A 14,788-nucleotide genomic window follows, 5' to 3' on the forward strand; every position below is an offset into this window, starting at 1 on the left:
GGGCGGCCGTCAGCCCTGCCCCTGCGCCCGCAGCGCCGCGAGCACATGTTCGACAAAGGCCCCGACTCCGGCCCGCTTGAGCGATTTCTTCCTGCAATTCAAGAAGTTGCCGCGCCCCGCGGTGATGGGTGCAGGATGGGCGAAGACCAGTTGGCCGTCGGCGATGGCGGGGCGCACCATATGGTGCCAGCCCAGCATCACCCCCTCGCCCTTCAGCGTGGCGTTCATCAGCAGGCTGACCTTGTTCGTCGAAAGGCTCGACGACGCCTTGGCCCATTCGGCGCCCTGGGCGCGGAACCATTCCGCCCAGCCCAGCGGCTGCCAGCCGATGGCATCCGCGCTCCAATGCCGGTCGTGCAGGTGCAAGAGGTTCACCTGGTTGAGATCGTCGGCCGCGTCGAAGGGGCCGTGCTCGGCCAGGAAACCGGGCGAACAGACCGGCTGAGCGATCTCCTGGAACAGGAAATGCAACTCCTCGCCCACCTCGCAGCGCTCGTTGCCGCACAGGATGGCGATGTCCACCTCGGAATAGTTGCGCAGCGTGTCGTCGGCATCCGAGGCCAACACCACAAAGCCGATCCCGGGGTGGTCCAGGCGAAAGCTGTCGATCAGCGGCTTCAGCCAATAGCTTGCCATCGCATCGGTGGCCGAGATGGTCACGGTCTGCGGCCCCTCGTCCCCCGCCAGGACCGAGACCGCCGCGCTGATCGTGTCCAGCCCCGCCGTCACCGCGTGGAACAGGCCCGCGCCCTCGGGCGTCAGTTCCAGCGCGTTGTGCTTGCGCACGAACAGCGGCACCTCCAGCGCGCGCTCCAGCAGGCGGATCTGCTGGCTGACCGCGCCCTGCGTCACGTTCAGCTCTTTCGCGGCCAGGGTAAAGCTCAGGTGCTTGGCCGCGACCTCGAAGGTCGCGAACGCCCCCAGTGACGGCAGGTAACGGCGCTTGATCGGCGGCATGGCGGTGACGCTTTCCCCTGGACAGGGGGTCATTCTAGCCGCGATTGCCATTCTTTCCAGCGCAGATAGGCATTGGCGCCGATGGTGTCGAAGGGATGGGGCGGCAGCCGCGAAGGCTCGGCCTCGGCGGTAAAGAACCCGGTGATGGTGCTCGACTGCCCGCACAGCATCTCGGCCGCGCCGATCCCGGTCAGCGTGCTGCGGGTGGTGCCCAGCCCATTGTCCACGCAGGCGGCGAACAGGCCCGGCTCCAGCTCGCGCATGACCGAGACGCCGTTCTTCGACAGGCACAGATGCCCCGACCAGCAATATTCGAAGCGCAGCCCCCTGAGCATCGGGAAGCGCGCGTCGAATTTCTGCCGCATATGGCCGACCAGCCGGGACAGATCCCCTGCGCTGGTCTGCATCCCGGGCCGGTAATAGCCGCCCTGACGGATCACGATGCGATTGCCACCCTGCGCCGGGCCGATCCGGCGCACCGTCGTGCCCATCGGGTCCGAGGGCGTGGCGCCCCAGCATTCCTGCCCGCCAAGCGCGCGCAGCGCCTCGGGCGACAGCTCCTCGGTCATGCAGGCGTTCAGCATGATATGCATCAGCCGGCCGCGCTTGAAGCCGAAGCTTTCCAGATGGCCGTTATTGGCCATGATGACCCGCTGCGCCCGGACCTCGCCCTGCGCGGTCGCCAGCCGCCAGCCCTGCGCCGCGGTCTCGATGGTCAGGACCGGCGAGTTCTCGTAGATGCGCACGCCCCCGCGCTCCAGCCCGGCGACGAAGCCCTGAACATAGCCCGCCGGCTGGATCATCGCCGTGCCGGGCGTGTAGAGCCCGCCGCGATAATAGTCGGTGCCGGTGATCTGGCGCATGGCCTGCGCGTCCAGCATCTCATGCGCCTCGCCCAGGTCGTGCAGGTGCTTGGCATAGCTTTCATTCGCGGCCATCCCGGCGGCCGAGGCGGCGGCGTTGATCTTGCCGCTGCGCTGGAACCAGCCGTCGGGGATACCGTATTCCGCGACCGCCTGCGCCGCGAAGTCGATGGCATGGCGGTTCAGCGCGGTCAGTTGCCGGTCGTGGCTGTCGCCCCCCGCGTAATCGCTGGAGGTCAGCTCATGCGGCAGGTCGATCATGAAGCCGGAATTGCGCCCCGTGCCGCCCTCGGCGATGCGCGCGGCGTCCAGGATCACCACGTCCAGCCCGGGGTCGATCTGGTGCAGGCGGCGGGCGGCCGAGAGCCCGGCAAAGCCGCCGCCGACGATGGCAATGTCGCAGCCCGTGGCCCCCTCCAGCCGCGCACGGGGCGCGACGGGAGGCAGGATGACGCTCCACCCGGCCGGGCCGTTGAAGACCGGGGTGCGGACGGCCTGATGCCGGGCCATGTCAGTCGAGCGCCGTATCAGCGTTGTCGGTCAGGTCGATCCAGATGGTTTTCAGCTGGGTATACTGGTCATGGGCGTGGACGCTGTTGTCGCGGCCGCCGAAGCCCGATTGCTTGTAGCCACCGAAGGGGGTGGTCACGTCGCCCTCGCCGAAGCTGTTCACCGTCACCGTGCCGGCGCGCAGGGCCCGCGCGCCGCGCAGCGCCCGCTTGCCGTTGGCCGAGAAGATCGAGGCCGCCAGCCCGTATTCGGTGTCGTTGGCCACCGCGATCGCCTCTTCGAAACTGTCCACGACCACCACCGTCAGGATCGGGCCGAAGATCTCCTCGACCGCCAGTTTGGAATCGCGCGCGGTCTCGACAATGGTCGGCTCGATGAAGCCGGGGCTGACGACATTGCCGCCGACCAGCACGTTTTCCGATTTCGCCGCATCCAGATAGCTGCTGACCTTGTCGAAATGCGCCTTCGAGACAAGCGGGCCGACGCGGTTCGCCGGATCCAGCGGATCGCCGACCAGCCAGCCGGCGGCCTCTTCGCGCACCTTCTCCAGCAGCCGGTCCTTGATGCCGCGCTGCACGATCAGCCGCGAGCCGGCCGAGCAGTTCTGCCCCATGTTCCAGAACGCGCCGTTGACGACATGGGCCGCCACCGCGTCCAGGTCCTCGGCATCGTCCAGCACGATGCAGGGGTTCTTGCCGCCCAGTTCCAGCACCACCTCCTTGAGGTTGCTGTCGGCGGAATAGTTCAGGAAGCGCCGGCCCGTCACGGTCGAGCCGGTGAAGCTGACCATGTCGACATCGGGGTGCCGGCCCAGCGGCTCGCCCACCTCGCGGCCCGAGCCGGTGACGATGTTCAGCACCCCCGCCGGCAGCCCGGCCTCGGCGGCCAGTTCCGCCACGCGCAGCGCGGTCAGCGTCGTCTCGCCCGCGGGCTTCATCACCACCGAACAGCCGGCAGCCAGCGCCGGGCCGATCTTCCAGGCCAGCATCAGCAGCGGAAAGTTCCAGGGCAGCACCAGCCCGACGACGCCCACCGGCTCGCGCACCACCATGGCGATATGGTTGTCGGATGCGGGCGAGACCTGGTCGTAGATCTTGTCGATCAGTTCGGCATGCCACTTGATGACATGGATCGTCTCGGGCACGTCCACGGTTTCGCAGTCGAAGATGGTCTTGCCGGCGTCGAGGCTTTCCAGCACCGCCAGTTCGCGGGCATGCTCCTCCATCAGCGCGGCGAGGCGCAGGAGCGTTTCCTTGCGCTCGCCGGGATGCAGCTTGGACCAGCGCCCGTCCTCGAAAGCGGCGCGAGCGGCGGCAACGGCCACATCCACGTCCTCGGGCCCGCAGGCGGCGATCTCGGCCAGCGCTTCGCCCGTCGCCGGGTTGGTCGTGGTGAAGGTCTTGCCCGAGGCCGCGGGGCGGAAGGCGCCGTCGATGAAGGCCAGCTTCGGGAAAGCCAGACCGGCGGCGATGGACTTGTATTCTTCGGTGGTCAGCAGATCGCTCATCTCACTTCCCCTCGACAATGGCCTGGACGGCGGTTTTCAGCGTTGCGATGACGGCTTCCAGCTCGGCCTTTTCGCCGTCGTTCAGCCCTTGCAGCGGCGGGCGCATCGGGCCGGCGCGCAGCCCGGTGGTCTCGACCCCGTGCTTGACGCATTGGATGAACTTGCCGCCCTGCTCCAGCACCGCCATCAGCGGCATCATCGCCGACATGATCTTGCGGCCCTTGGCGAAATCGCCGCGCACGGCGCAGGCTTCATACAGCGCCACATGCTCCTCGGGCAGGAAGTTCGAGCCGGCGCAGATCCAGCTGCGCGCGCCCCAGGCAAAGAACTCCAGTGCCTGGTCGTCCATGCCGCAGCTCATCTGGATCTGCGGATAGTCGCAGGCCAGCGTGTGGATGCGGTTCACGTCGCCCGAGCTTTCCTTGATGCCGATGACGTTCGGGGACTGGCCGACGATGTCCAGGAACTCGCGCCCCATGCTGACGCCCATGCGGCCGGGGTAGTTGTAAAGGATCACCGGCAGGTCGGCGGCGCGGTCGATCTCCAGTGCATTGGCGGCATTCTCGGCCTCGGTCGGCACCGAATAGGGCGGCGTGCCCAGCAGGATCGCATCGGCGCCCATCTCGCGCGCGCCCTGGGCCAGCGCGACGCTATCGGGGGTGCGCATGGCGCCGGTGCCGACGATGACCGGCAGCCTGCCATCGGCGCGCTCGGTGATGAAGCGGGCCAGCTCCAGCCGCTCCTCGACGGTCTCGGCATAGTTCTCGCCGGTCGAGCCGCCCGAGATCAGGCCATGGACGCCCGCCGCCACCAGCCGCTCGACCAGATCGGCCAAGGCGTCGAAATCGATCGAGCCATCGGCCCCGAACGGCGTGATCACCGGGGTGTAGATGCCTTCAAGAACCATGCGGGGTGTCATGTCGCGGCCTCCTCTGCGCGGGCGTTTGTCCACCCAGTGGTAGGGCAGCCGGCCGCCCCGCCGCAAAGGAGAATGTTCAGGCGTGAGGCATTAGAAAAACTACGTCATCCGCCGCCCCACCCCGACCGGCTTATTGCGCCGCCAGCAGTTCCGGCACCGAAAGCAGGATGAATTCGTTATCCGCCGGCGCACCGATGCGCCGCCCGCCCGAAAAGGGCAGGTTGTTGTCATTGGCCAGCATGATGTGGCTGTCGTCGACCCGCGCCACGTCCTCGATGGTGAAGAAGGGGAAGGTGAAACTCCCTTCCTCGGGCGAAAGGTCCGGCAGCGCCTTGCCGTCCGGGTCGGCGATGTCCAGCAGGTCGACATGGCCGATGCGGCGCAGATAGCCCTCGGCATCCGGGCTGGCGGTATCGACCAGCACCACCCGCTTTACCCGTGCGGGCAGCGGGTAGCAGGCCGACAGGTCCGCCTCGCCCTCGGGGCAGGCGCGGGCGGCGTCGCCCTCGCCGTTGTCGCGCTCGATCACCAGGGCGCGGGTCTCGTCGATGAAATTGAAATCGCCGATGGCGGTGGCGCCCTCGGACAGCTTGAAGCGATAGCTGTCGCCGGTCCAGTCGGCCTTGCCGGTGTCGAAGGTCATCACCCGCAGGAAATCGCCCTCGGGCTGGCCGTCATCGCCCAGCAATGGCTTTTCCAGCATCGCCCACAGCAGGCCGGTGGCAGGTTGCAGCGCCATTCCCTCGTAGCCGCCCGAGCGCTGGACGCGGAAATCGCGGCCGGGCTGCGCGGGCACCGAGACGCCGGGCGTGTCGGGGCCGGCCAGCGCCCTGCCCTCCAGCATGGTCGGATGCACCGACAGCACCCGCCCGTCCATCGCCACGCGCAGGATATAGGGGCCGAACTCGTCGCCGATCCAGATCTCGCCATTCAGATACTGGATGCTTTCGGGATCGAAATCGGCGCCGGTCAGATAGCGGCTCCCGGTCGTCTCGTTGGCGATGCGGAAGGGCACCTTGCGGTCGGGGTCGCGCAGGAACACGGTCTCCAGCCGCTCGACCGTGCCGGCGGCGAAATCCGGCTGCATGCGGTGCAGGAACAGCATGGCGTCGGGGCTGTTCGCCTTGGTGCCGAAGCCGTTGTCGGTCAGGGTGAACCAGCTGCCGTCCTCGGCGCGGTTCATCGCAAATCCCGACATGCCCTGCACCGGCTGGCCAAGGAAAGGCAGCGCGATGCCGGTCTTGTGGCTGCCATAGGTCGGGCCGGTGTCGCCCTCGACCGACATCGGCGCGTCGTTGCGCGCCGCGCCGGTAAAACGGCCCGAAAGCCACAGGTCGCGCGGCGCATCCGCCGGCGGCGGGATCATGGTAAAGGCGGGCAGGACCGCATGACCCGCAAGCCGGGACGGAAAGACCTCTTCGGCAAGGGCGGCAGGGGCAACGGGGGCGGCGATGGTGCAGGCAAGCAGGGCAAGGCCAAGGCGCATGGTTCGAAATCCTTTGTCGTCGCGATGCCGCCGCTTTAGGCCGGGCAGATGACAGCGATGCGGCGGGACGGTGTCAGATCCGTGATGGCGCCCCGCCCGATGGTCCGGCCGTTCAGGTTTTTGGGAACCGTGCCGCCGCCCCGGCCCTTTCTACCCCGGGAGGACCGGACGGAGGCCGAGCCATGCAGCCAGATGGGGCCCTGGACGCAGCCCGGGACGGCGGCGGGACAGGAACGGGGGCGACCGCGGCCTCGGTCTTCGAGGCGGCCGGGCGCGCGGTCCTTCGGCTAGAGCGGCTTCAGGCCCCGGGCTTCGATCCCCGCGCCGCCCGCTTCGATCTGGCGCAGGCGGCACGGGACCAGCGCGCACTTTATCAGGCCGCGCTCAGGGCCGATGCCGAGAGCGAGCATATCACCACCGCCACCCGCTGGCTGCTGGACAACTACCACACCATCGCCGAGACCTATCGCCACCTGACCCGCGACCTCAGCCCGGCCTTCCTGCGGTCGTTGCCGCGCGGCCGTTTCCAGCCGGTCGCCGAGCCGATCCCGCGGGTACTGGCGCTGGCCTGGGACTATGCCGCGATGACCGACGGCGACCTGCGCGAGCGCAGCTTTGCCGATTTCATCGCCGGGGCGCAGCAGGTCGACTGGCTGACCATCGGCGAGCTGTGGTCGCTGCCCTCGATGCTGCGCTATGCGTTGCTGCTGCGCATGCTGCGGCTGAGCGAAGAGACCGAGCATGCCCGCCGCGGCCGGCGCGAGGCGAACGCCGCCATGGACCGGCTGATGGCCCGGGACGAGCCGGGGCCCGCGGATTTCGACCAGGCGGTGCCCGGCCCGGCCCTGCAGAACCCGGCCTTTGTCGCGCAGGTGATCTATCGCGTGCATGCGGGGCTGGACCGCGCCCATGCCATAACCGAGCAGCTTGCCCGCCGGCTTGCCGCGCAGGGCCGGACCGCCGAGCAGGTGCTGGCCGGCGAACAGACGCGCCAGACCGCGAACAACGTCACCGCCGCCCATATCATCCGCGCCCTGAAGCGGCTGGACGACATCAACTGGCGCGAATGGTTCGAGGCCACCAGCCGCACCGAGGCCATCCTGCGCGAAGACCCCGACCACCAGCGCCTGGCCCCCCAGACCCGAAACGAGATCCGCAACCGCATCGAGATGATCGCGCGCCATTCCGCCCTGACCGAGCCCGAGGTGGCCGAGCGGGCGCTGGCCGCGGCCGGGCGGCGCGGCATCCCGGTCTCGGTCGTGCTGCTGGGCGAGGACGCGGCGCGGTTCGAGGCCGATTGCGGCTATCGCCCGGTCTGGCGCGAGCGTCTGGCGCGACTGACGCGCCGCCGCGGCATCCTGTGCCTGGTCGTGCCTCTGGCCGCGCTGATGGTGCTGACCGTCGCCCTGTGCCTGGCCTATGTGCCGGCGCAGACCGGCGGCTTCCTGGCCGCCACGCTGATCGTGCTGTCGCTGGCCGCATTCCTGGATGCCGGGCTGGCGCTCTTGCGTTTCGTCGCCAGCCGGCTGATCGCGCCGGCGCAACTGCCGGCCTATGGGTTCAAGGACGGCATCCCGCCGGACCATGCCACGCTGGTCGCCATTCCCTGCCTGCTGACCGGCCTCGACACCATCGACGACCTGCTGAGCAATCTCGAGGTGCATTACCTCGCCAATCCCGACCCCGCGCTGAGTTTCGCGCTGCTCACCGATTTCACCGACGCGGCCGAGGAGACGACGCCGCGCGACGCGGAACTGCTGGCCTATGCCCGGCAGGGCATCGCCGCGCTGGCCGCGAAATATGCCCATACCGGCCGGCGCTTCTACCTGCTGCACCGCCGGCGGCAGTGGAACGAGGCCGAAGGCGTCTGGATGGGGTGGGAGCGCAAGCGCGGCAAGCTGGTCGAGCTGAACGCGCTGCTGCGCGGCAGCGCGGACACCAGCTTCGTCGACACCGGGCCGCGCCCGCCCGAGGGCATCCGCTATGTCGTGACGCTGGACGCCGATACCCGCATGCCGCGCGACACCGTGCGCATGCTGGTCGGCATGATGGCGCATCCGGTCAACCGCCCCGTCCATGACCCGGCGCTGCGGCGCATCACCCGCGGCCACGGGCTGATCCAGCCGCGCGTCACCTCGCTCTTGAAGCACGGCCGCCAGACCTCGCCCTTCCAGCGCATCCTGTCGCAGGACAAGGGGCTCGATCCCTATGTCTTCACCGTCTCGGATCTTTACCAGGACCTGTTCGGCCAGGGCACCTATACCGGCAAGGGCATCTACGACGTCGATGCCTTCGCCGCCGCCGCGCAGGAAGGCATCCGCGAGAACTCGGTCCTCAGCCATGACTTGATCGAGGGCGCCTGGCTGCACGCGGCGCTGGCGACCGACGTGAACTTCATCGAGGAATATCCCAAGCGCTTCGACGTGGACCTATCGCGCCAGCATCGCTGGGCGCGCGGCGACTGGCAGTTGCTGCCCTATCTGCTGGACCCGCGCAACGGGCTGGACGCGCTGGCGCGGTTCCGCATCGTCGACAACCTGCGCCGCAGCCTGCTGCCGGTGCTGTTGATGCTGGCCGGCCTCGTGGCGCTGATCGGCCTGCCCCATGCCGATGCGCTGTTCTGGCTGGGATTGCTGGGCGTCTCGGTCGGGCTGTCGCAACTTCTGGGCTGGCTGATGGGGCTGATGCCGCGCCAGTCGGGCGTGGCGCGGCTGCGTCACATGCTGGTCATCGGCAACGAGCTGGTCGACCAGATCACCGCCTTCATGATGCGGCTGACGCTTTTGCCGCAAATGGCCTGGAGCATGGTCGACGCCACGGTGCGCAGCCTGTGCCGCGTCTATGTCTCGCGCCGCCGGCTGCTGGAATGGACCACCACCGAGGCCGTCGCCAGCCGCGCGCACGAGACGCTGCCGGCCTATCTGGGGCTGATGCGCGGCGGGCTGGCGCTGGCGGTGGGCTTCGTCGCGCTGGTGGCGATGCTGCGCCCCGAGAACCTGGCGCCGGCGCTGGTGCTGGGCGTGCTCTGGCTGGGCGCGCCGCTGATCGCCTGGATCAGCGCCCGCCCGATCGAGCATGAGGGCGCCCGTCCCCTGACCGCCGAGGAGCGGCTGGAATGGCGGGCCGAGGCGCGGCTGATCTGGCGCTTTTTCGAAACCTTCGTGGACGAGCGCACCCATCACCTGCCGCCCGACAACTATCAGGACGATCCGCAGCCCAAGCTGGCCGAGCGCACCTCGCCCACCAATATCGGGCTTTACCTGCTTTCGACCGCGACCGCGCACGAATTCCGCTGGATTACGCTGGGCGAGGCGCTGGACCGGATCGAGGCCACGCTTTCCACCATCGAGGGGCTGGAGCGGCATTACGGCCATCTCTACAACTGGTATGCGACCGACAGTTTGCAGCCGCTGGGCACGCGCTATGTCTCGGCGGTGGACAGCGGCAATCTGGCCGGGCATCTGATCACGCTGTCCTCGACGCTCAAGGAATGGGCGCGCAACCCGGCGCTTTACCTGTTGCCGGACCTGTCGGGCGCCGTCGACATCCTGTCGCTGATGCGCCGGCTGCATGCGGCGATCCCGCGCGAACGCCGCAGCCTGAACCCGCTGCGCGACCGCATCGAGGAACGCATCGCCGGGCTGTGGCTGGGCATGGCCCGGACCGAGGCGCCGCATCTGGCATCCCTGCACGTGCAAGGCCATGCCCGCGCCGCCGCCAACCTGCAGGTTCTGATCCAGGGCCTTTTCGCCGAGATCCCCACCGACGCCGCGCGCGAGCTGGACTGGTGGGCAAGCCGGCTGGTCGCCACCTGCGACAGGATGGAAAGCCTGGGCCGCATCGACCCCGAAGAGGTCGCCGTCTCGGCCCGGCGCATGGCGGCCCTGGCCGAGCGTGCCCGCGCCTTCGCCTTCCAGATGGATTTCGGTTTCCTCTACGACCCCGAGCGCCAGCTGCTCGCCATCGGCTACAACTGCAACGAGGGCACGCCGGACCTGTCCTTCTACGACCTGCTGGCGTCCGAGGCGCGGCTCGCCTCGCTTTTCGCCATCGCCAAGGGCGACCTGCCGACCGAGCACTGGAACCGCCTCGGCCGGCCGATGACGGTGATGCCCTATGGCTCGACGCTGGTCAGCTGGTCGGGCTCGATGTTCGAATACCTGATGGCGCCGCTGGTGATGGACGAGCCGCCTGGCTCGATCCTCTACAGTTCCTGCGATGTCGCGGTCGAGGCGCAGATCCGCGACGGCTGGCGCGCGGGCCGGCCCTGGGGCGTGTCGGAAAGCGCCTACAACGCCCGCGACGCGCAGATGAACTATCAGTATTACGCCTTCGGCGTGCCGGAACTGGCGCTGCGGCGCTGGCTGCGCGACGACCAGGTGGTCGCGCCCTATGCCAGCTTCATCGCCGCCGCCTTCCGCCCGCGCAGCGCGCTCAGGAACCTGCGCCGGCTGGCGGGCCTTGGCGCGCGCGGCGAATACGGCTTTTTCGATGCGGTGGACTTTACCCCTTCGCGCCTGCCGCAGGGCCGCAAATGCGCCGTGGTGCGCAGCATCATGGCGCATCATCAGGGCATGAGCCTGATCGCGATCGCCAATTGCCTGATGGACGGGCTGCATCGCATCCGCTTCAACGCCGATCCGGTGATCGAAAGCGTCTCGACGCTTTTGCAGCAAAAGACACCGCGCGAAGTTTCGCCGCTGCTGCGCGAGACGCTGCGGCGGCGCCTGCCCCTCCCGTCGGAACTGGGCCAGACCGAAATCGTCGAGGTGGCGGATGCTGCCTCTGCGCCCCATACCGTCGCGGTCATGTCGAATGGGCGGCTGTCGATGCTGCTGGATGCCAGCGGCGCCGGACGGCTGCGCATGGACGGCACCGCCATCACCCGCTGGCGGCCCGACCCGGCGGCGGATGCCTGGGGCGAGTTCCTGTTCATCCGCGACCTTGCCTCGGGGCGCTGGTGGTCGGCGACGGCGGCGCCGGGCTTCGACCCCGAGATCGGCTATGCCGCCCGGCTGTTCGACTACAAGGCGAACTTCGTCGCCCTGGGCGACGGCATCCATTGCGAGACCGAGGTGATCCTGTCCGACGACCTGGACGCGCGCGGCGCGCGGGTCAAGCTGCGCAACCTGTCGGAACGGCCGCGCCAGCTTGCCCTGACCAGCTATGGCGAGATCGTGCTGGACCAGAACGATGCCGACCGCGCCCATACCGCATTCTCGCGCATGTTCGTCGCGACCGAGGCGCAGCCGGAGCGCGGCCGCATCTTCGCGCGGCGCAACAAGCGCAACCCGCACGACCCCGACCGCCACCTGATGCACCTGAGCGCCGGTGCCGGCGTTCCCGACGCCGCGGCCACCGACCGGCGGTCGTTCGTCGGCCGCGGCCGCAGCATCCGCGCGCCGCAGGCGCTGGACGATCCCGGCCCGCCGGCCGAGGTCGCGGCGGGCGAAAGCTATACGCTGGACCCGATCTTTTCGCTGACGCGGCGGCTGACCGTCGATCCGGGGAAAGAGGCGGTGGTGACCTTCTGGACCGTCGCCGCCGCCAGCCGCGAGGCGCTGGAAGAGGCGCATCTGCACCTGACCGACGAAGGCGCCTATGACAACGAACACCAGATGGCCTGGACCCGCAGCCAGGTGCAGTTGCACCATGCCAGCATCACCCCCGACGAGGCGGCGCTGTTCCGGCGCTATGCCGCGCTGCTGGTCTATCCGAACCAGATGCTGGCCTCGCAGGTGCGCCATGTCATGGGGCCGCAATCGGCGCTGTGGCCGATGTCGGTCTCGGGCGACAATCCGATCATGGTGCTGCGCATCAACGATCCCGACCTGATGCCGGTGGCCCGCCAGGCGATCCGCATGCAGGAATACCTGCGCATGCGCGGCCTGGAATGCGACCTGGTGATCCTGAACGAACAGCGCGTCAGCTATGCCGCCCATCTGCACGAGGCGCTGAACAACCTGTGCCACAGCATGCAGCTGCTGCATTCGCGTCCCTCGGTCTTTGCGGTCGATGCGAACGGGCTTTCGGCCGAGACGCGCGACACGCTGCTGGCCGTGGCGCGCGTGGTGATCCATGCCCAGAACGGCAGCCTTGCCGGGCAGATCCAGCGGCTGGAGGCGGCCGAGCTGCGGCGCGGCATCGCCCGTCCGCCGGCGCGGCCCTTGCAGCGCCCCGCCCTGCGCAGCGACTTCCCCGCCGAGGAGCTGCATTTCTGGAACGGCACCGGCGGCTTCGACGCGCAGGGGAACTACCTCGTCCGCCTGCGCCACGGCCAGACCACGCCGAACCCCTGGATCAACGTGGTGGCGCGCAGCGATTTCGGCTTTCACATCTCGGCCGAGGGCGCGGGCTTTACCTGGTCGGCCAATTCGCGCGACCACCAGCTGACGCCCTGGTCGAACGATGCGGTCGGCAACCCGCCGGGCGAGGGCATCCTGATCCGCGACCTGGGCACGGGCGCGATCCATACGCCCTATGCGGCGCTGTCGAGCCAGCGCGAGGCGCTTTACCAATGCCGCCACGGCGCCGGCTTCTCCGAGTTCGCCGCCTGGTCGGGCGAACTGGAGATCGCCGCGCTGCACAGCCTGACGCCCGACGCGCCCCTGCGGGTGATCGGGCTGCGGCTGACCAACCACGGCACGCGGCGGCTGACGCTGGACGTGGCGCAGTTCCTGGAGCCGGTGATGGGCGGCGCCCGCGCCAAGACCGCGCCCTATCTGCAACTGCGCTATCTGCCCGAGGCCCGCGCGGTGGAATGCGAGAACCCCTATTCCATCGACTATGCCGGCCAGCGCATGATCCTGTCGGTGGATCGCGAGGTGACGGGGCTTTGCCTGTCGCGGCTGATCTGGCAGGGCCGCAACCGCGACGCCTGCCTGCCGGCATGGTTCGACGCCACGCTCAGCCGCCGCTTCGTGCATCGCCACGACGGCGATCCGGTGATGATGCTGGAAACCCGCATCGAGATCGAGCCGGGCGAAAGCCAGGGCGTCACCTTCCGGCTGGCCGCCGCACCCGGCGACGCCGCAGCCCCGCTGCTGGCCCGCACCGAGACCGCCTGGCAGGCCGCCACCGCCCAGACCGACCATTGGCAGCACATCTTCGGCCGCTTGCAGGTCCAGACCCCCGATCCCGCCTTCGACCTGATGGTGAATCGCTGGCTGCCCTATCAGGCCATCGCCTGCCGGATCCGGGCGCGCTCGGCCTTTTACCAGGCGTCTGGCGCCTATGGGTTCCGCGACCAGTTGCAGGATACTTCGGCCATGCTGGTCTATGACCCGGCGCTGGCCCGTGCGCAGTTGCTCGAGGCCGGCTCGCGCCAGTTCCCCGAAGGCGACGTGCAGCATTGGTGGCTGCCCGGCACCGGCGCCGGCGTGCGCACGATGATCGCCGACGACGTGGTCTGGCTGGGCCATGCCCTGGCGCGCTATGTCGAAGTGACCGGCGACCGCAGCGTCCTGGACGAGCCCCTGCCCTTCATCCTGGGCCGCGCGCTGGAGCCGGGCGAGCATGACGCCTTCTTCACGCCCGAGACCAGCGACCGCGACGCGACGCTTTACGAACACGCCGCGCTGGCGCTGGAGCTGGCCATCACGCGCACCGGCGAACGGGGCCTGCCGCTGTTTCTGGGCGGCGACTGGAACGACGGCATGAACCGCGTGGGCGCGGCCGGGCGCGGCCAGTCCATCTGGATGGGCTGGTTCCTGGCCCAGACCATCGCCATGATGGCGCCGCTGGCCGAGGCGCGCGGCGAGGAGGAGCGCGCGAAGCGCTGGCGCGCCCATGCCGCCAAGCTGTCGCGCGCGCTGGACCGGCACGGCTGGGACGGCGGCTGGTATCTGCGCGGGATCTATGACGACGGCACGCCGCTGGGCTCGGCCCAGTCCGAGGAATGCCGCATCGACTCCATCGCGCAAAGCTGGTCGGTCATCTCGGGCGCCGGCCGCAAGGATCGCCGCAACCCGGCGCTGGACGCGGCGCTGGAGCATCTGCTGGACAAAGACGGCATGCTTCTGCGCCTGTTCACCCCGCCCTTTGCCGATGCGCCGCAGGATCCCGGCTATATCAAGGGCTATCCGCCCGGCGTGCGCGAGAACGGCGGGCAATATACCCATGCCGCGATCTGGATGGTGCAGGCGCTGTGCATGGCGGGCCGCGCCGACGACGCCTGGCGGGTGTTCCGGCTGCTCAATCCGATCACCCACGCCAGCGACGCCGCCACCTTGCAGGTCTATCGCGGCGAACCCTATGTCGTCGCCGCCGACGTCTATGGCGCCGAGGAAAAGACCGGCCGCGCCGGCTGGACCTGGTATACCGGTTCGGCCGGCTGGCTGCACCGCGTGGCGGTCGAGCATATCCTGGGCCTGCGCATCAGGGACGGCGAAAGGCTGGAGGTCGCGCCCGCCCTGCCCTCGCATTGGCCGGGCTTCCGCGCCAGCGTGATGATCGGCACGCACCGGCACGAGGTCGAGGTCACGCGCGACCAGACCGGCACGCCGCAGATCCGCATCGGCTGAGGGGGCGGCATGGCGGTAATGCGG

6 protein-coding genes are annotated in these 14,788 nt (G+C 69.1%); 1 reads left to right on the plus strand and 5 read right to left on the minus strand.

Annotated elements, in window-relative coordinates; genetic code table 11:
- Positions 1 to 9 precede the first annotated feature (9 nt).
- The 5 genes from QPR87_RS00735 to QPR87_RS00755 form a co-directional block, all read right to left on the minus strand.
- On the minus strand, positions 10 to 990 hold the full coding sequence (locus QPR87_RS00735; RefSeq protein WP_285047685.1) for a LysR substrate-binding domain-containing protein: 981 nt from the start codon (positions 988 to 990) through the stop codon (positions 10 to 12).
- Positions 987 to 2,330, minus strand: a complete 1,344-nt coding sequence (locus QPR87_RS00740; RefSeq protein WP_285047687.1) for an NAD(P)/FAD-dependent oxidoreductase — start codon at positions 2,328 to 2,330, stop codon at positions 987 to 989. Before QPR87_RS00740 ends, QPR87_RS00735 begins: the two co-directional genes overlap by 4 nt.
- A 1-nt stretch (position 2,331) precedes the next feature.
- On the minus strand, positions 2,332 to 3,837 hold the full coding sequence (locus tag QPR87_RS00745) for an aldehyde dehydrogenase (protein WP_285047689.1): 1,506 nt from the start codon (positions 3,835 to 3,837) through the stop codon (positions 2,332 to 2,334).
- A gap of 1 nt (position 3,838) precedes the next feature.
- Positions 3,839 to 4,756: a dihydrodipicolinate synthase family protein gene (locus QPR87_RS00750; protein ID WP_502921588.1), complete on the minus strand. Its 918-nt coding sequence runs from the start codon at positions 4,754 to 4,756 to the stop codon at positions 3,839 to 3,841.
- Positions 4,757 to 4,886: 130 nt separating this feature from the next.
- The gene (locus QPR87_RS00755; RefSeq protein ID WP_285047691.1) at positions 4,887 to 6,242 is read right to left on the minus strand and encodes an esterase-like activity of phytase family protein; all 1,356 of its coding nucleotides are present in this window, start codon (positions 6,240 to 6,242) and stop codon (positions 4,887 to 4,889) included.
- A 182-nt stretch (positions 6,243 to 6,424) separates the two neighbouring features.
- On the opposite strand from QPR87_RS00755, the gene QPR87_RS00760 reads away from it, so the two are divergent.
- Positions 6,425 to 14,764, plus strand: coding sequence for a GH36-type glycosyl hydrolase domain-containing protein (locus QPR87_RS00760; RefSeq protein WP_285047693.1), 8,340 nt, complete (start codon positions 6,425 to 6,427; stop codon positions 14,762 to 14,764).
- Positions 14,765 to 14,788 lie beyond the last annotated feature (24 nt).

It is taken from the genome of Paracoccus sp. SSJ (assembly GCF_030234105.1).
GTDB lineage: Bacteria > Pseudomonadota > Alphaproteobacteria > Rhodobacterales > Rhodobacteraceae > Paracoccus > Paracoccus denitrificans.

Coding starts and splice junctions, on each gene's coding strand:
- QPR87_RS00755 (WP_285047691.1), bottom strand. CDS start 6,242: ATGCGCCTTGGCCTTGCCCTGCTTGCCTGCACCATCGCCGCCCCCGTT.
- QPR87_RS00745 (WP_285047689.1), bottom strand. CDS start 3,837: ATGAGCGATCTGCTGACCACCGAAGAATACAAGTCCATCGCCGCCGGT.
- QPR87_RS00760 (WP_285047693.1), top strand. CDS start 6,425: ATGCAGCCAGATGGGGCCCTGGACGCAGCCCGGGACGGCGGCGGGACA.
- QPR87_RS00750 (WP_502921588.1), bottom strand. CDS start 4,756: ATGACACCCCGCATGGTTCTTGAAGGCATCTACACCCCGGTGATCACG.
- QPR87_RS00740 (WP_285047687.1), bottom strand. CDS start 2,330: ATGGCCCGGCATCAGGCCGTCCGCACCCCGGTCTTCAACGGCCCGGCC.
- QPR87_RS00735 (WP_285047685.1), bottom strand. CDS start 990: ATGACCCCCTGTCCAGGGGAAAGCGTCACCGCCATGCCGCCGATCAAG.